This window comes from Glaciecola sp. G7-5, assembly GCF_055808975.1.
Genome location: NZ_CM147892.1, coordinates 2,018,902 through 2,037,166 on the forward strand (window position 1 = coordinate 2,018,902; position 18,265 = coordinate 2,037,166).

16 protein-coding genes are annotated in these 18,265 nt (G+C 43.3%); 4 read left to right on the forward strand and 12 right to left on the reverse strand.

Annotation, left to right across the window (positions count from 1 at the left end; translation table 11 throughout):
• Nucleotides 1-7: 7 nt before the first annotated feature.
• The 10 genes from AC0L6H_RS08775 to AC0L6H_RS08820 all read right to left on the reverse strand — a co-directional run bounded on the left by AC0L6H_RS08775 (nucleotide 8) and on the right by AC0L6H_RS08820 (nucleotide 13,512).
• The gene (locus AC0L6H_RS08775) at nucleotides 8-1,255 is read right to left on the reverse strand and encodes an allantoate amidohydrolase (RefSeq protein ID WP_473393828.1); all 1,248 of its coding nucleotides are present in this window, start codon (nucleotides 1,253-1,255) and stop codon (nucleotides 8-10) included.
• Nucleotides 1,252-2,475, reverse strand: coding sequence for a pyridoxal-phosphate-dependent aminotransferase family protein (locus tag AC0L6H_RS08780; protein ID WP_473393829.1), 1,224 nt, complete (start codon nucleotides 2,473-2,475; stop codon nucleotides 1,252-1,254). Before AC0L6H_RS08780 ends, AC0L6H_RS08775 begins: the two co-directional genes overlap by 4 nt.
• Before the next feature lie 9 nt (nucleotides 2,476-2,484).
• Complete coding sequence (locus AC0L6H_RS08785) at nucleotides 2,485-3,303, reverse strand: sulfite exporter TauE/SafE family protein (RefSeq protein WP_473393830.1); 819 nt, start codon at nucleotides 3,301-3,303, stop codon at nucleotides 2,485-2,487.
• Nucleotides 3,303-4,904, reverse strand: coding sequence for a gamma-glutamyltransferase family protein (locus AC0L6H_RS08790; RefSeq protein WP_473393832.1), 1,602 nt, complete (start codon nucleotides 4,902-4,904; stop codon nucleotides 3,303-3,305). The genes AC0L6H_RS08785 and AC0L6H_RS08790 overlap by 1 nt, the downstream gene beginning before the upstream one ends.
• 7 nt (nucleotides 4,905-4,911) lie before the next feature.
• Nucleotides 4,912-6,093, reverse strand: a complete 1,182-nt coding sequence (locus AC0L6H_RS08795; protein ID WP_473393833.1) for an amidase — start codon at nucleotides 6,091-6,093, stop codon at nucleotides 4,912-4,914.
• Nucleotides 6,094-6,144: 51 nt separating this feature from the next.
• Nucleotides 6,145-6,753: a nucleoside deaminase gene (locus tag AC0L6H_RS08800; protein ID WP_473393834.1), complete on the reverse strand. Its 609-nt coding sequence runs from the start codon at nucleotides 6,751-6,753 to the stop codon at nucleotides 6,145-6,147.
• Between the two features lie 81 nt (nucleotides 6,754-6,834).
• Nucleotides 6,835-9,171, reverse strand: coding sequence for a TonB-dependent receptor (locus AC0L6H_RS08805; protein ID WP_473393836.1), 2,337 nt, complete (start codon nucleotides 9,169-9,171; stop codon nucleotides 6,835-6,837).
• Nucleotides 9,172-9,546: 375 nt separating this feature from the next.
• On the reverse strand, nucleotides 9,547-10,914 hold the full coding sequence (locus AC0L6H_RS08810; RefSeq protein ID WP_473393837.1) for an 8-oxoguanine deaminase: 1,368 nt from the start codon (nucleotides 10,912-10,914) through the stop codon (nucleotides 9,547-9,549).
• 70 nt (nucleotides 10,915-10,984) lie between these two features.
• Entirely contained in the window at nucleotides 10,985-12,361 is a 1,377-nt protein-coding gene (locus AC0L6H_RS08815; protein WP_473393839.1) for a uracil-xanthine permease family protein, read from the reverse strand.
• Between the two features lie 32 nt (nucleotides 12,362-12,393).
• Nucleotides 12,394-13,512 carry a hypothetical protein gene (locus tag AC0L6H_RS08820; RefSeq protein ID WP_473394502.1) on the reverse strand — a complete coding sequence of 373 codons (1,119 nt, stop codon included), beginning with the start codon at nucleotides 13,510-13,512 and terminating at the stop codon, nucleotides 12,394-12,396.
• A 377-nt stretch (nucleotides 13,513-13,889) separates the two neighbouring features.
• On the opposite strand from AC0L6H_RS08820, the gene AC0L6H_RS08825 reads away from it, so the two are divergent.
• Complete coding sequence (locus tag AC0L6H_RS08825; protein WP_473393840.1) at nucleotides 13,890-14,234, forward strand: VOC family protein; 345 nt, start codon at nucleotides 13,890-13,892, stop codon at nucleotides 14,232-14,234.
• Nucleotides 14,235-14,280: 46 nt separating this feature from the next.
• Here the strand turns inward: AC0L6H_RS08825 and AC0L6H_RS08830 are convergent, their stop codons facing one another.
• A complete protein-coding gene (locus AC0L6H_RS08830) occupies nucleotides 14,281-14,496 on the reverse strand; it encodes a TIGR02450 family Trp-rich protein (RefSeq protein WP_473393841.1) in 216 nt (71 codons plus the stop codon).
• Between the two features lie 31 nt (nucleotides 14,497-14,527).
• Nucleotides 14,528-15,148, reverse strand: a complete 621-nt coding sequence (gene rsmD / locus AC0L6H_RS08835) for a 16S rRNA (guanine(966)-N(2))-methyltransferase RsmD (protein ID WP_473393843.1) — start codon at nucleotides 15,146-15,148, stop codon at nucleotides 14,528-14,530.
• Nucleotides 15,149-15,223: 75 nt separating this feature from the next.
• Here rsmD and ftsY point away from each other — a divergent pair, with 75 nt between their 5' ends.
• The 3 genes from ftsY to ftsX are packed head-to-tail and all read left to right on the forward strand — an operon-like array spanning nucleotide 15,224 to nucleotide 18,255.
• The gene (gene ftsY, locus AC0L6H_RS08840) at nucleotides 15,224-16,543 is read left to right on the forward strand and encodes a signal recognition particle-docking protein FtsY (RefSeq protein ID WP_473393844.1); all 1,320 of its coding nucleotides are present in this window, start codon (nucleotides 15,224-15,226) and stop codon (nucleotides 16,541-16,543) included.
• 51 nt (nucleotides 16,544-16,594) lie between these two features.
• The gene (gene ftsE, locus AC0L6H_RS08845; RefSeq protein ID WP_473393845.1) at nucleotides 16,595-17,281 is read left to right on the forward strand and encodes a cell division ATP-binding protein FtsE; all 687 of its coding nucleotides are present in this window, start codon (nucleotides 16,595-16,597) and stop codon (nucleotides 17,279-17,281) included.
• Nucleotides 17,278-18,255 (forward strand): permease-like cell division protein FtsX, encoded by a 978-nt coding sequence (gene ftsX / locus AC0L6H_RS08850; RefSeq protein WP_473393846.1) that lies wholly within the window; start codon nucleotides 17,278-17,280, stop codon nucleotides 18,253-18,255. The genes ftsE and ftsX overlap by 4 nt, the downstream gene beginning before the upstream one ends.
• Nucleotides 18,256-18,265 lie beyond the last annotated feature (10 nt).

Consider the following 18,265-nt stretch of genomic DNA (forward strand, 5'->3'; position numbering starts at 1 on the left):
CTAAGCTCTATGGCCTAACATATACTTTCATAAATTCATGCAAGGTACGCAGAGTTGATGCGATATCCTCAGTAATTATTGCTTCTTTTGGATTATGACTAATGCCTTTTTCACAGCGTGTGAATAACATCGCTACAGGGCATATATCAGCCATGGCCATGGCGTCATGTCCTGCCCCCGATAACAACTCAAATGGTGACATACCGGTTTTTGCCATCGCCTGTTTTAACGCGTTTATGAGAGATGGCTCACAATGCACCGCAGGGGCTTCGTGAGTAACAGCAATGTCTATCTTCAGTGAACGCTTGGCAGCAATAAGCGTGATCGAGTCAATGATTAGCTGTAAACAGTTGTCACGTTTATCATCGCTTTCGCTACGTACATCAATACTAAATTCTGTGTAACCCGAAATAACGTTAACAGCGTTAGGGCGGTTAACAATTTGACCAACGGTCGCAACCACTTCAGCCTGTTTGGCTTGTTGCTCAACAGCAAGGATCATTTGGGCAACGCCCGCTAAAGCGTCGTTACGGTTTTGCATAGGTACAGTGCCAGCATGTCCAGCCATACCGGTTACCGCAACCGACAGGCGTTTTGCACCCGCTATTGCATTGACTACCCCTACCGCAAGATTGTTTGCTTCTAACACCGGGCCTTGTTCTATGTGCACCTCTAAGTAGGCGACTAATGAATTAGGATCTACTTTGCAGCTTTCAACTAGGTCAAAATCAAGGCCAAATTCGTGCATGGCTTGACGTAAACTAATTCCATCTTCATCGGCTAAGTGTTCCCATTGTTTTTGCCACTTACCGGTGAGCGCTCGACTCCCTAATAATGTTGAGCCAAAACGCGTTCCTTCTTCATCGCAGAAACCAACCACACTGATATGAAATGGAAATTGATAGTGTGAATTATGCAAAAAATTAATTAAAGCGATTGGCAAAAGCACGCCAAGCATGCCGTCATATTTTCCACCATTAACAACGGTATCAAGATGGCTACCAAATAGTAGAGTCTTCGCATCGGGTGTTGCGCTTTTGTATTGTCCCCATAAATTGCCCACGCCGTCTTGCCATGTGTGCATGTGCGCTTGCTGCATCCATGTGGCTACTAGCTCATTTGCGATTTTGTGTTCAACGCTTAGGTACCGACGGTCAAGGTAGTCTTTGGATTGACTCACTTGGCTTAATTCCTGACAGGCTTGCATGACCCAATCGGCATGTTCGTCTATGCTAGCGCCAAAAAAGCTTTTCATGCTTTGTGTGCCGAATAAACAGCGTACGCGGCATCAACCGCTTCACCTGCTGATAATTTGTGACCCGCGCGGCGTAACACTGTTTCAAGTGATTGCAAGGTATGATAAACCGCGTCGGGGCGGGCGTTGTAGCCCATAGTGCCAATGCGCCAGATACGACCTTGCAGAGGACCAAAACTGGTACCAATTTCAATATTAAAATCATGAAGCATGCTGCCGCGGATTGCTTCGCCTTCTACAACATCTGGAATATAAACACCCACCACATTATTCATTTTGTTCGATAGGTCACCAAATGGTGCTAAGTTTAAACCCCGAACGCCAGCTAACATGGCATCTCCGGCGACTTTGTGACGAGTTATGCTGTCGTCTATTCCTTCTTCTAACAGTTGTAATGCGCATTCACGAGCACAGTAGAGCATTGACGAAGCTTCGGTATGATGGTTTAAACGCTCTTCACCCCAGTAGTCCATTATCATTGGAATGTCGAAATAATTAGAACGTATTCTTGAGGCCTGACCATCTACATGCGAGGTATTGCGTATCCCGGCTTCAACGTGGCGGCGTTTATTTACAATATCTAAATAGCGCTCACCAAAGGTTACCGGCGCACTGCCCGATGGGCCGCCTAAACATTTCTGCAATCCCACCGAGACTGCATCTAATTGCCATGCGTCGGTTTCAAAAGGGTTTCCACCAATCGATGCAGTCCCGTCAGAATAGAATATGGCATCGTACTTACGACACAAGGCACCAATTTCATCTAGGGGTTGCAGCATTGTTGTGGAGGTATCACCTTGCACAACGGCCACTACTTTGGGTCTTACGTTTTTGATTGCGTCTTCTATTTGCTCAGGTAAAAAAACCTCTCCCCATGGTACTTCGATAGTGTGCACTGTAGCGCCGGCGCGCTGCGCTATTTCTGCTAATAAATGGCCAAAGCGCCCAAATATAGGCACTAAAATGTCATCTCCAGGTTCTAAAACAGAGACTAATACTGCTTCGATACCAGCACGTGAGGTGCCGTCAATCAAAAATGTTTGCTGATTTTTAGTTTTAAAAACACGCCTGTATAAAGCCATGGTTTCGTTCATGTAGGATGTCATTACCGGGTCATATTGACCAACCAACTGAGTTGACATTGCGCTGAGTACTCGTGGGTAACAATTGATGGGTCCTGGACCCATGAGTAAGCGTGGAGGTGGAGTTAATATAGACATTCAATAATCCTATAAGAAAAGTTGAGATAACATACGCACGCCAGTAATTAGCAGTACCACAGCAAATATTTTTTTCAGCTTTGTTGCATTTAATTTACTTGCTAAATGCGCGCCAATTGGCGCAAAGATGACCGTTAAAGGCACGATACATAAAAAACCAACAAGATTAACGAGCCCTACGGTACCAACAGGTGCATCGCTTGGCGTAACGCCAATTACAAGCATGGTGATTGCTGCAGGCAATGAAATAATTAGGCCTACGGCCGCGGCGGTGCCAACAGCACGATGCGCGGGATAATTGCAAAAGGTTAAAATAGGAACTGTTAAGGTGCCGCCGCCAATGCCTACGAGCGAGCTAAATAAACCCACACTGCCGCCCATAGCAGCTTGCCCTGCTTTACCTGGTAAGTTTTGGAATAAAGCGGTTTTACTGCCAAACAGCATATTGACTGCAGAAAGTGTAGCGATAATGCCAAATAAAGTACTAAGCACTTGGCCGTTGACGCGGGTAACTAAATAGCTTCCAAGCAATACGCCAAGTAATATAAATCCGCCCCAAACTTTGAGTAAAGCAAAATCAACGTTGCCTTTTTTATGGTGTGCTCGTATTGAGCTTATTGATGTTGGTACTATGGTCGCTAATGAGGTGGCTGTTGCAATGACCATTGCAGAGTCAGCGGATACGTCAAATGCTTGAAAGAGAAAATACAGTATTGGCACAATAACAATACCGCCGCCAACGCCTAAAAGACCGGCTAACAAACCCGCAACTATGCCGGTGGCGATTAAGGCCGCTAAGGTGGGTAAGTTACTTAGTAATAACTCCATTAAGTTTCCTTATTTTCTTCATTGTTTTGTGCAAATGCGCTACCGTCGCTTCTTGGATCAGTGGCTGCTATTGTGCTTGTGTCGTTTAATGCGACCACCGCACCGGCGTGACCCATTAGTTCATTGCACGGCGCTACAATGGCAATGTCGTGTCCCATGTGGGCTAAATCGTCAGCAACTGATTTTGCTAAGTCGTCTTCTATCTTCAAGTTATGAGAGGTGTCTCCCCAAGTGCGTCCAAGCAACCAACGTCCTTTGGACACTGCTTCAGATAAGGCTAAATCTTGATATACAAAGCGAGTAAATACTGCCGCTTGCGTTTGGGGCTGGCCTTCTCCTCCCATCGTTCCATATGACATACGCCTGCCGTCTGCCAACTCAGCAAAGGCGGGGTTTAGAGTGTGAAAAGGCTGTAGTCCCGGAGCTAGCGCTTGTAAGTCATTCGGATCTAGAGAAAAAGAGGTTCCTCTGTTGTTCCATACTATTCCGGTTGAAGGGCTGACTATACCACTCCCAAATTCCCAGTATAAACTTTGAATGTAGCTCACCATGCGTCCTTCACTATCGCAGGCACCCATCCAAATAGTATCGCCATGTTTGGCAGCAACAGGCCAAGGCGAGGCTTGTTTGAGTGATATATTAGCCAGCATATCGTTTATGCTTTGCTCACTTAGTAAGTGAGCTACATCTATTGGCGAGCGAGAAGGGTCGGTGACAAGTTCGTTTCGCTTTAAAAATGCTTGTTTTGTGCATTCAACCAACACATGTACATGATCGAGTTCTGTTTCAACCCTGTCTTTTAACTTGTCGTAAAGCGCTAAAATTAAGAGCGACGCAATGCCTTGCGTCGGGTTGGGTAAGTTATATAAGACCCCAGCGCTGGTTTTTAAGCTGATAGGCTCAACCACCTTAGCTTGATAGTCTTTAAAATCGCTTAAGTCAATAGGGGAGCCTGCTTGAGCAAGATCAGCAGCAAGCTTTTTCGCAATATCGCCATGATAGAAGTCGTCAAGCCCATTTTGTGCAAGCGTTTCAAGGGTGTTTGCTAATAGTGGCAGCTTAATGGTTTGACCTTTACGTAGTGCTTGACCATCTATTAGAAACTGCGCAAACGCGCTATCGTGAGCCATTTCATCAAAGGTTTTATGGCTAGCATCAGATAAACTTTGGGTTACTTCAATTCCTTGCCTAGCGTCATTTATCGCGTCATTTAAAAGAATCGACAAATCTTGCGTAGGCTGCCAATTGGCACTGATTTCGAGCGCTTTGCTCCACCCTGCTACTGCGCCAGCCATGGTAAGCGCGGCCTTAGGGCCACGGCTAGGGATAGAGCTGAAGTCAGCGTATGCATCTAATGTTGCGCTTTTGGCTGCAACCCCTGCAGCATTAATCGCTACAGGCGCTTTGTTGGGCTCACTTATTAACCAAAATCCGTCGCCGCCGAGTCCGTTCATGTGGGGGTAGTTGACGGCTATTGAGGCACTAGCGGCCACCATGGCTTCAATTGCTGTGCCGCCATTTTCGAGTATTGCTTTGCCGGCCTGTGTCGCCGCAAAATGAGGTGCAGTAAATGCAATGGATTGTTTCTGTTTGCTGGTCATATTTTGTCTACTTATCTTTTTTAGACTGCTTTTTTAGCAGTGTGCGAGCAATGTGCAGGAGGGCTAAATCACTGCCCTTTTTCCCAATTAATGATACACCACATTGTGCCTTGTCTATGCTAAATAGTGGCAAGTGAACTTGCGGTAAGCCGGATAACCCAGCAATTGCTGTAGAAACCATTAATTCATTGCGGTAATTTGCCATTTCGCTACTTGCTGTGTTTATAAGTGGCGCTCGCCCTGGCGTTGTGGGTAATACTATTGCGTCGTAATTTAGAAACAGCTCGTCAACGTATTCTACAAACTCTTGCTGTGCCTTTAGTGCCGCGTTCTTTTGTTCAACGCTTATGCTTTTGCACCACAAAAAACGTTCATTGATGTCGCTTGCAAATGTGGGTGAATGTTGCGTAATCCATGCACCATGTTGTTGCCATATTTCATAGCCTTGTAATATTCTGAATGTTTCACTTATTCCCATGCTATGCATATCGGTATCGGTAAATTCAACCGAAGCATTGCTCAGCTGGGCTAGCCATTCATAAATCTCTTGGCCTTGCTCTGCTTTATCGATGAGGGTTGATAGACCAAGTAATTTTAAGGGGAATTGCATTGTATTTTGCGGCTTGGCTAGCAGCACTTTACAAACGCTAATCAGGTCCTCAATGGAGGCGGTCATCCAACCTACTGTATCGAAACTTGGGGCGAGTGCCACCATGTTGTCAGTGGCTATTGCGCCATGACTTGTGCGTAAGCCAAATAATCCATTATAACTTGCGGGCACTCTTATTGAGCCACCAGTATCGGTGCCCAAACCAATATCGGCGAGTCCTTTGGCAACGGCGTAGGCAGAACCACTTGATGATCCTCCAAGAATTCTCTCTGGAGAGATAGGATTGAGTAGCGCAGGATAATGTATGTTTTGGCCATTTAAGCTATACGCTAATTCATCGGTAAGGCTTTTGCCAAGGTAGTGCGCACCTTGCTGTAAAAGCGTTAGCACGGCGCTGTTGGTGTTTTTTGGAATTGGGTGCGTCGCTAGCCAATCAGGATTGCCCGCGGAGGTTGGTAAGCCTTGAATATCAAACAAATCCTTTACCACTAAACGAAGGTTTGCCAATTGCTCGCTCTTAGCCTCAATAGTATGAGTTTGTGTATTAACTAGCGCTGTATTGATAAACGACAATGGCATTTTCTCTGTTTACTGGTCACATATTTATAGTGTGATCTTTGTTTAAATAAGTTACTTCCAAAAAGAAATATGCAGGGCGGCAATTTCTGCCACGGCTGCATCTATAGGGCCCCATACTTTGATGGCTTTTTGGCCTTTGGAAAACACATAACGACTAGGTACATCTAGTGTTGGATTTTCACTGTGATTACCTGTTAAATCAAGTAATTGTCGTTCTGACATACCATAAACGAGGCGTCCTATATTCGCCCAATATTGAGTACCAGCGCACATAACGCAAGGCTCTGCGGTTGAATAAAGCGTCATTCCCCATAGTTCATCAGCGCTAAACCGTTTCGCTGCGCGCTGCGCTAAGGTAGATTCTGCATGGGCAACAGAACTGATGTTACCTTGCTCTAAAACAACGGTCTCGTTGTCCCTTGCGACTAAAATGGCACCAAAGGGATGATGCCCCTTATCCATCGCTTCTTTTGCTACGTTATTAGCATGCCGTAAGTGGAGCAGCATTTGCTGAGGGCTTGGGTCTTTGCCCTCAAGCATTTTTTGCTTGTTTGAGCTAGCCATAGTGTCGCTAATACCTATGCGCGAAAAACAAGCCGATAGAAGTGACAATGTACCCAGTTTCATCACTAGTCTACGCTTATTGTGACTATCGTTCATGTTTTAAAACTCCTTGGCAATGACGATGTAGTGTAATTTTATTCTAACTACATCTATCAACAAACTATGACAACAACGGGCTTATTCGAAGTTATATCTAACGCGCAGCATAACTTGTCTTGGTGGAACGTATTGAAAACCCGTTTCATTTACACCAAAAACATCTGTCATTGCTGAGTTGATACCGTCTTCATCTAGTAGGTTGTAGGCCATTAAATCGACTCCCCAAACGTCACTAGGGTCATCGTAAGACACAGTGGCATTTACCAAGCTATAGGCATCAACAGGATCAACTTCTGGGTTATTAAATACGCGTTGCTCAAACGACCCCCTATAAGTGTACTGCAGTGACGCTAGTACATAGCCGCCATTATCCAATTCATCCTCATACGAAAGTGAGATATCAGCGGTAAGCCCCGGTGTTTTTGCTAGTTCGTTACCACTTAAGTTTTGCAAAAATCCAGCAACGTCACGGGTAGCACCGTGTATTTCTTCTTTTGCAGGAGTAACGCCGTCAGCAAGAAATACATCTTCAATCAATAAACGGTTATCTAGTGCCATGTAGTCACCAGATACTTCAGACTCCATCGCGGCGAGTTTTACATCTAAGGCAAAGTTGTCGGCAATGAGCGCGGTTAATTCAAACTCAAGACCAAAGATTTCTGATTCTGGAATATTCGATACACCGCTTCCAAACTCATTAAAGTCAGAAGCTTGAAACTGTAAGTTTGTATAATCGTAGTAAAACGCTGCAAGGTTAGTGCGCACTCTTGAATTCATCAAATCAGTTTTATAGCCTACTTCAAATGCGTCTATCGTTTCATCTTCGAAAGCTTCTCTTACTAAAGCGTCATCGCCTTCAGAAAAGGTCAGGTTACTGCCGCCTGGCTTTAAGCCGCGGGTATATGAAACATAGGTCATTGCATCTTCACTATTATCCCATTCAACGGCTATACGGCCGGTTAAGTCTTCGGTTTTTGGATTAATAAATGAGGGCGTAGGGCTAAAGAAGTTAGATACGGTACTTTCAACTTCATCTTTCGTGTAGCGAAGGCCTGTAATCAGGCGAAGCGTGTCAGAAATAGGGTAGGTCGTTTGACCATAAAATGACAATGATTCACGTACTGGATTAGAATCAGATATAAATCCTCGGTCGCCACCAAAAACTTCTGGAAAAGTACTGGCGTAACCATCCAAGAAGCCATCACGTCCTACATCTAGTTCTTCACGAATCGTTATTTCGATGTCAGTATCTAAATAAAATACGCCGACGAGCCAATCTAATTTGCCAAATAAGGGTTCGTTAGAAATCACGTTTATTTCTTGTGTATAGGTCGTTTGTACGTTGATTTCTGGATTGAATTGACTGATTTGGATCTCAGGATTAGTTAAAAATGAGTGGCGGTCATTGTCACGTACAACGGTAATGTCATCTTTTTGGTAACTACTCAATGATTTTATCACTGCAAAACCAGCGTCCCACTCGGCAATAAGGCCAAATATTTGCGAGTCTAGTTCATAAGAGGACTCAGTATCTTGCGATAGTTGTCTTGCGCCTAGGGTTGGGTCGTCGATACCTTTAATACCGGCGCCATTTGATTCGCCTTTAAAAAGTTGAGCGAGTAATCTAATGCTCAAGTTGTCAGTCGCATTATACAACCAGTCTGTACGAAATGATAAGTTGTCGGTATTGTCCATGTCTTCACCCACAAAGGTTTCGCCGGGTTCGGTTACGCTTGGACCATTGTAAACGTTTTGAGTATATCCATCTTGACGCACCATGCTAACAGAACTACGCATGGCAAGGTCGTCTGTTAAAGGGACGTTTATTGTAGCGCGTAACTTTCTGAGATTATCTGTGCCTAAGGTTAAGTCGGTTTTTCCGGCAAAGCCATAAAAATCAGGCGCGGTATTAATGATATTTATGGCGCCACCGGTAGAGTTTTGGCCAAATAAAGTGCCTTGAGGGCCTCGTAATACTTCAATTCGTTCGATATCGATAAAGTCAGTTTGCAGTGCATAGGGTGAAGCAATATAAATGCCGTCCATGTGATACGAAACAGACGGGTTTGCCGTTGCGTTTTGGTTTGCTTCGTTGCCCACGCCGCGAATAGAAATAATGGTTTTAAAGCCTTCGTTTTTCGCTACCGTAACGCCAGGCGCAACCGCACTTAAATCAACAAAAGAAGATATGTTTTTTCTATCTAAACTATCGCCAGTAAATGCGGTAACAGCTTGTGATAAGTCTTGTAGACTTTCACTGCGTTTTTCGGCAGTAACGATAATTTGTTCTATGGCTCTTTCTTCTTTTTCTAAGGCCGAATCTTTTGGTGTTTGTGCAAGTGCTGTAAAAGCGAGAGCGTTTGACACGGCTATTGCGATTGCCAATGGTTTTAAGGTAGCTTTGCGTTTTATCATGTTGTTTTTCCTGAGGTAAATGTAAATTGTTTTGGCAGTTAGTGTGTCAACTCCATTGCGCGCCGCGTGCTTATTGTTATTTTTTCTGACTAAACGGTCAGTTATGATTTGCAGGAAGAATGCCAATTTCTTGACCATTTGGATGGTATTTTTTCTTGTTATCTAAGGTGTTGATTTTTAATGGGTTCTTTGAGTTTTATGAAGTGAGTGCTGGCGTTTGATAGTCAGCCCCGTGTAGAGTTAGTAGTTTAGTGTGCGCCCGAATTGTGCAGTAAAAGGCTTAGTGCACAATGGAGGAGCGGGTAAGAACCAGGGTAGGTCGTTACTTCGATTGTTAAAATAACTTTCCAAACGCCTTTTATGAGCGGAACTTGCTTAGCTTTTTTGCTGTAGTTTTTTGGCTAAACTTTGATGGCGTTGCATAATGTCATCGTTAATCATTTTTACGTGCTCGCTATTTTCTATTCGCATTTTGCCAGCGACCATTAACTTACTTACTTTGTATACACCGCAAGTGACAATTGCCGCGATAGCATCACCGGCACCAGAAAAGCGCAGTTCATTTAAATCATAAAATGCGATGTCTGCTTGCTTCCCAGGCGCTAACTCTCCTATATCACTGGGATGCAATACAGAGGCTGAACCTTTTGTTGCCCAGTTAAGCACTTTTTCTGCGGTAATGCGCTGTGCGCCATACTTCAAGCGTTGTTGCAGCATTGATTGGCGTACTTCTTGGCTTAAGTTAGAACAATCATTTGAGGCTGAGCCATCTACCGCCATACCAATCTTACAACCCGCCGCTTCAAGCTCTAGAGTAGGGCAAATACCAGATGCTAAAAGCATGTTTGAAGTAGGGCAATGTGCAATACCAACCTTGTTGCGCCCCAAGACCTCTATTTCTTGTTGATTAAAGTGAATGCCATGTGCTAACCACGTTTTATCACTTAGCCAACCGCATTTTTCTAAATAGGCTAGAGGACGCATACCGTATTGACGCAAACAAAAGCTATTTTCGTCTTCTGTTTCTGCCAAGTGCGTATGTAATAGTACCTTGTGTTCTTGTGCCAATATGGCGGTTTCTTTCATCAATTCGCTGGTGACCGAAAATGGAGAGCAGGGCGCTAGGGCAATATTGATAAAAGCGCCTTCATTTCGTTGATGATAACGTTTTATAACACGCACGCTGTCATCTAGAATCGCTGCTTGGTTTTGTACAACGGTATCAGGTGGTAAACCACCGCTTGATTCGCCTAGACTCATAGAGCCACGGGTTAACATGGCTCTGCAACCGGTGTCTTCTAAGGCCGCTACTTGCACATCAATTGCGTTTTCGAGGCCATTGGGAAACACATAGTGATGATCGCAAACCATGCTTGTACCCGAGAGCATAAGTTCGAGTGACGCTAGTTGTGTTGCGCTATGCAGCATATCTTCGTCTAAGTGTTGCCATACTTTGTATAATGTTTTTAGCCATGGAAACAAGGGTTTATTTATAGCTTGTGGTAAACACCGGGTGAGCGTTTGATAAAAATGATGGTGGGTATTTATCAATCCCGGCGTTAGCACTAAATTGCTGCAATCCATCACTGCGTCATACTGAGTTTGTGGCTGTAATCCACTGGCAACACATTCAACAATGATGCTGCCGCGTACAACGACTCCTCCATTTGCGTCTATATCATTCGCGGTGAACACAGCGTGGGGGGATTTTAACCAAATCGTTTTTTCTGTTGCATTTAACATTGTTGTTTAAGAACCTTATTTATACTTTTAGGGCGCTCTTTCTTTGGGACTCGTTTCAAGGGGCTTTTGTCTATGGGGCTTTGACTGCGCCTTGTTTTTGTATTGCCTTGACATCTTTGCTTTGATTGTCTGGTAATATCAAGGTCATAATAATTGCAGTAAACCCGGCCGTAGATACAGGCGATGATAAAATGTTTTTCAATAAATCGGGCATGTCAGACAATACATCGGGCACCAACATAATCCCAAACCCCAGGCCAAATGAAGTTGCAATAATTAGGCTACTTCTTCGGTTAATCGTTTGACTTGCTATTATTTTTATACCGGCAACCGCAATGGTAGCAAACATCACTAGTGTTGCACCTCCTAGCACTGGCTTAGGAATATTTTGCAGAATCGCGCCAAACATGGGAAATAGACCCAAAATAATAAGAATGGCAGCAATGAAATAGGCGATATACCTGCTTGTCACTCCAGTAAGTTGGATGACCGCATTGTTTTGACCAAACGTGGTGTTGGGAAATGTGTTAAACATGCCTGCCAATACCGAGTTTAGCCCATCGGCTAGCAGGCCATTTTTAATCCTTTCAATATACTTTTTTCCTTTAATCGGTAAACCACAAAAGAGACTGTTTGCGGTAAGGTCTCCGGCTGTTTCAATGGTGCTAAGCAAATACACTAATGCCACTGGTATAAAAACACTCCAACTAAAATCAAAACCATATTTAAAAGGAATAGGGAATGCTAACAATGGCACATCTTCGGCAAACTGAAATGCAGAAAGGCCACTAATATAAGCAATAACAACGCCTACAATTATGCCAATAAATATTGCTGATAACCTTAACCATGGATGGCGCGAGTTATTTAGACCTATGATAATAAATAGCACAAGCATTCCCAATAAAATATGGGAAATATCACCAAAACTAGGGGAGCCAAAGCCACCCGCCAAGTCGGTCATGCCAACTTTAATCAAGGATAAACCAATAGTGGTGATGACAATGCCAGTTGTTAGCGGCGTAATAATTTTTTTCACGTACTGGATAAAGAAGCTCATGAATATTTCAACAAACGCGCCTAAAAAGGTAATGCCAAACATCATCGCTAGTATTTCTTCATTACTGCCGCCTTGGCTTTTTACCAATAAGCCACCGGTGATAAATGCGCTTAAAAATGCAAAACTAGTGCCTTGTACTGCAATCATGCCACAGCCAATCCCACGATATCGTCTTGCCTGGACTGCAGTGCCAACGCCCGAAATGATAAGCGCCATACTTATTAGATAAGGTATTTCTGAATATAAACCTAAGGTAGAGCCTATGACTAGGGTAGGAGTAATAATGCCTATAAAGCTCGCGAGAACATGCTGTACAGCGGCCGTTAAGCTCTCTTTAAAAGGGGGCTTATCGTCTAGTGCAAAAATGATGTCTTGATTGGATTTCATTGATTTTCTCTAATGCTGTGTTTCATATATGCCTATTGCGCTAGTGCCGCTAAATGATGCAGTTCTTTTAAAGATGGTAATGGAGCATCTGGGTTGTAGAAAAGTCGGTTTAAGCGCCCCAGTAGATTCACGGCTCTGGTATTGTCGTGTGCTTTTTTGCGCGTAAAGCTTTCGGTTTGCAAAAACTCCCATGGCTTCAAATCAAGCTGCGCAATGTCTTCAGTAGTTACACCAGCTCGTTCTATGGCGCTGATTATTCTTTCGGTCTTACTTTCGTTACTGCTGATAATGTTTTTTGAAAAATTAGCCTGCAAAGGCTCAGATAAAACATTGATCGTAAAATTAATCGCATCCCAAATTTCGTCGTGGCTAATATGGCTCGTTTTTGGTGCAAAATAACCTAGCACCTCCCATTCGAATTCAGCGCCGTGCTGAGCAATTGAGCTTTTAGTTACTTTTGAGAACGATAAGTCAGGTTTTGCGCCAATATTGTATGCATCTAAAGAAAGCGCCAAGCAAATTACAATGTCACCAAATTCAGCTTTATTATGGTAAACAGCCTCAAACGCGCAGCGTTTTACACCCATCCAACCATGCACAACCGGTGGTATTGCCACAAAGTCGAGGACTTCATTGGGTAAATCTTCACCGTAGCGTTCGATAAAAAGCGATGACGGATCTAAATGTAGAATTTCGTCGGGCACCCACACTTCATATTCTTCTCTGTTGTCTGATTTCCCGCGACTTTTTATGCCATATGAAAGGTTCATAGGTCTGCAAATGTCACGGTCTTCGTTAATGCGGTGAAAGTATTCTGAACGAAAGCGCTTTATGTATGGCGCATCTTTACCCGACAAGGCCGCGGTTGGGTATCTAAAGCCAATGTCACTGTGGTCAATAATATGAAAACCATCTAAAGCCTCAGTTAGTTTACCCTTTACACCACTGGCAGCTTTGTAGTTGTCTAGCACAATACTTCGCTCGGGTTCAATCGTTAAGCGCTGTCCTGCTGCATTGACAAATTTTGGCGTTTTATGAAACTGGTAATTTTCAAAGCCAAGTTCGGTCACAAAGTCCTGTCTGAAAATAGATAGTTCAGCAAATAGGGCTTTATGATTTCGTATATGTTTAAATAATGGCCGGCTTTTTATGTCCACAATGACTCTTCTTTATAGGGTAGGTAAAATTCAGTTAGTGGATATTCCTTGTTTTGGTGCACAAGCAACAATATTGCGTTCGATGTGTGCGCTAAAACCACTAAACTACTACTTTGCTATAAACTATGCATTTACGATGCCATAGATAAAATAAAATTAAATGCATATAAAACAGATGGATATGATTAAAATAAAATTGTCCATATGGTCAGTTATTTTGAGTTTTGATTATTTTGGTGCAATTGTAATTTTGTGGATAAGTGCGTAACGAATGCTCTGTTACGCTGTATAATGTTAAGTTAGACGTTTTTGGATATTGTTATGAATTCATGCATATCATTTGCAAAGCATAAGTTAACCAAGGAAGCATAATGGATGTAATAGATATTAAAGCGTTTGTGCCAAGTAAAGATTACGAAATATCAAAGGCATTTTATTCGTCGATAGGATTTAACTCAGATTATGTTACCGATGATTTAACCCTTTTTACTAATGGCGAGTGTCAGTTTTTCCTTCAACGTTTTTATAACGAAGATCTGGCGAAAAACTTTATGCTACAAGTGTGTGTCGCAGATATAAATTCAGCGTTTAAACTATGCTCAAAGTCTCCACAAAAAACGAAGATAAGCCCTATACAAAAAGAACCATGGGCTAAAGTATTCTATTTATGGGGGCCGGTAGGTGAGCTCTTACATATTACGGAATTGGCTCGCTAATTCTCTATTTTTGCATCTATAGCTGAGCTTACTAGTCAGGTGGCTCTCACTTCCAACCTTGTGTCCAGTTTTCACTATCTTTTAGGTCACGCCAGTCTATATCGATGTCGCGTTTAGACATAAGCGCTTGCAAAACACAATGTGTCACGACCTGTTCTTCATCAATCAGTACTTTAACAACCATAAAATGTTTTTCTTTATTCAATGGTTTGTTGGCGGTCCACTTGCTATTTAGCAGTTTTTTGGGATTGAACTTATTCATACCGCTAATTTCCTGATGAAGTAGTGTTTGTCTAGGTGGCAATTCGCTGAAATAAGCGAGCATTTACTTGACTGGTTTTGATTTCCTTTTGCAAAATAAAATCTGCAGGTAAATCATAGTTGTCACGATGACCAGTTTCTATATAGATATAGGCTCGCTCAGCCAATAGATCATCTTGTATTAACTTTTCTATACTTGCTTTGACCATGTCTTTTCCAAAGGGAGGGTCAATAAAAACGATAGTAAACTGTTGGCGACCGAAATCATGTGTAAGTGCACTGGTATTGCATACTGTTGCGTTTTCTGTTTCACGCAGTGTCGTTAAGTTATCGCTAATTTGTGCCGCTACGCTTCTATCTTGCTCTACAAATACGGTGTGAGCAGCGCCTCTTGACAGTGCCTCTATCCCCAAACTACCACTTCCTGCAAACATATCTAGGCACTGGGCCTGGCTCACCGCTGTCATTAACCAGTTAAACAAGGTTTCTTTAACCCTGTCGCCGGTGGGCCGTAAGCCTTCACTCATTAGCACTGGCAAACGCCTACCGCGATGTTGGCCTGCGATTATTCTGACTAAACCGCGGCTAGTCTTGGTATTTTTTTGTCGTTGTGATTGTGCTGATGGCTTTCTGCGTTTTGGTGTTGGTGACATAAGGTAACAAAGTGGTATGATTAGGTATTAATTGTCCCATCATATCAATAATTAAACAGCGAAGCGTAGACAAAGATGTCAAAATTATTCAATTGGTTTAAAAAAGAAAAGCCAAAGCAAGACAGTAGCGAGCCTGATGCACAAGCGCAAGAAGAAGAGTTAGCATCCACAGAACCCGAGATTGAGCAAAGTCAAAGCGAAGACGACAGTAGCGCCGATGCCAAAGATGCGACTGATAAAAAGCCTGATGCAGACAAAAACGAAGATGATCCAGCGGCTACCGCTAAACATGAAGCTAAAAGCGCTGAGGATTCTTCTACAACGAATGAAGCGCCGACCGTTATACATCAAAGCGAAGCAGCTTTGACTCCTGAGCCAATAGTACCTGCAGAACAAGCAGTGAAAGAAGCCACTGAAGAAGCCGAGTTAGAGACCCAAACATCAACAAAAGACCAAAGCGAACCCAGTTTGTTTGCGCGCTTAAAAGCAAGCTTAAGCAGAACAAAAAATACCATTGGTAGCGGTTTTACGAGTTTGCTATTAGGTAAGGCGATTGATGAGGACTTATACGAAGAACTCGAAACACAGCTTCTCCTTGCTGACGTTGGCATGACAACGACCAACAAAATTATTAGCGAACTGACCAAAAACGCAAAAAGCTCACAACTTAAAGATGGCGGTGCCTTATCAGAAATGTTGCGTGAGCAGATGCAAACTATCCTTGATACCGTAAATAAACCACTGGATTTTAGTTTAGCGACTGACGAAAACGGAAAAAAACATCCCTTTGTGATTTTAATGGTAGGCGTTAACGGCGTAGGCAAAACGACCACCATAGGCAAATTAGCCAAACAATTTCAAGCGCAAGGCAAATCAGTTATGTTAGCCGCTGGTGATACTTTCCGGGCTGCGGCAGTGGAGCAGTTGCAAGTATGGGGAGAACGCAATGATATCGCGGTAGTTGCCCAGCATACTGGGGCCGACAGTGCTTCAGTGATATTTGATGCGCTAGAGTCAGCGAAAGCGAAGAACACCGATGTGCTCATTGCCGATACCGCTGGACGTTTGCAAAACAAAGACCACTTAATTGAAGAACTGAAAAAAGTCGTGAGAGTGATGAAAAAGCTAAACCCTCAAGCGCCTCATGAAATCATGCTTACCCTCGATGCGAGCACAGGGCAAAACGCGGTCAGCCAAACCCGAATATTTAACGAGGCGGTTGGCATTAGTGGTATTAACCTTACTAAACTCGATGGCACAGCAAAAGGCGGTGTTATATTTGCACTAGCCGATGAGTTTGCCATTCCGGTCAGGTATATTGGTATTGGCGAAGGAATTGATGATTTGCGAAGCTTTGAGTCAAAAGCGTTTGTTGATGCACTTTTTGCAGAGTAAGCAGTACACAAATAATAACAACGGCGTCTCTTTTATTAACCAAGGTGCACAATGATAAAGTTTGAAGGCGTTAGCAAAACTTATCCCGGTGGTCAGCAAGCCCTGAGTAAAGTCAATTTTCATATTGAACAAGGGGAAATGGCTTTTTTGACAGGCCATTCTGGCGCTGGAAAGAGTACATTACTTAAACTCATAAGTTTGATGGAACGCCCAAATGTGGGGCGAGTGCTAATAAATGGGCACGATCTTGGGCAAATTAAGCGCAAACAAATTGCTTATATTCGTCGCGATATAGGCATGATTTTTCAAAGCCACCAATTGCTCATGGATAAAACCGTGTTTGATAATGTCGCCCTACCTTTAATTATTGAAGGCCATACCCGCAAGACCATTATGAAGCGAGTCGATGCCGCACTTGAAATGGTAGGCCTTCGCAGTAAAGTGAGGAATCTTCCAATAACGCTTTCAGGTGGAGAACAGCAGCGAGTGGGTATTGCTCGGGCAGTGGTTAACCGGCCGCCTTTGTTGCTGGCTGATGAGCCGACCGGGAATTTAGACCCAAAACTATCAATGGAAATTATTCGTTTGTTTGAAGATTTTAACAGTGCTGGTGTATCGGTCTTTATTGCGACCCATGACTTGGGCCTAATTGCGCGAATGAAATACAGAACCTTAACCTTAAAAGGTGGGCGCATGATTACCGATGGATTATCGCAAACAGATGAGGGTTGGTCATGAGTTTGCTATTTAAAGGGCGTCATCAAGCTTCAAATCAACGTGTGGGTATAGTGCAACGGTTTTTTATGTTCTTTGCTGACCACTTTCGCCAAAGTATTAATAGCCTAGGTGAGTTATATCGAATTCCCTTTGCTTCTTTGATGACCATTGGTGTATTGGGTTTTAGTATTACCTTGCCAAGTACCTTATACATCATGGTCGAGAACACGGAGAAAGTCACCGACCAATGGCAACAAGCCTCAGAGATTTCATTGTTTTTACGCGAAGGCGTGACCGAGACTCAGGCCCAGCAGCTCATTGGCCGCTTAAATAGTTGGAACGAAATAAGCAGTCTTGAATACGTGTCTTCAGAACAAGCGCTAGATGAGTTCCAACGTTTATCTGGCTTAGGCGAGGCCTTGGATTATTTAGATAAAAATCCTTTGCCCGCGGTCGTTTTAGTTATGCCTACGTCAAAGCATGCTACGCCAACAGCCGCAGGTCTTTTACTCGATAAATTACGCAAAGAGCGAGAAGTCGATATAGGCAAGTTAGACATTGAATGGTTAGAACGTTTGTACGGCTTATTATCTATCGCAAAAGAGTTGGTGTATTTACTCGCGATACTGCTCTTTTTTGCTGTCGTACTAATTATCGGCAACACCATAAGGCTGAATATTCTAGGTAAACGAGACGAAATTTTGGTCATGAAATTGGTTGGTGCGACAGATGCGTTTATTCAACGTCCTTTTTTATATACCGGTTTTTGGTTTGGATTATTAGGTGGCTTAATGGCGTGGGTAACCGTGACCATCATTCTTGTTTGGATTGGGTGGAGCCTTGACGAGTTTATGCAGCGCTACCAGATTCAACTTGATATTACTGGCTTAAATTTTCCTGCATTAGCTACAATGCTTGTGGTGTCTGTATTGCTAGGCTTAATGGGCTCATTCTTGTCAGTGCAGAAACATGTAAACGAGATTGAGCCTAAGTAAAAGCTAAAGG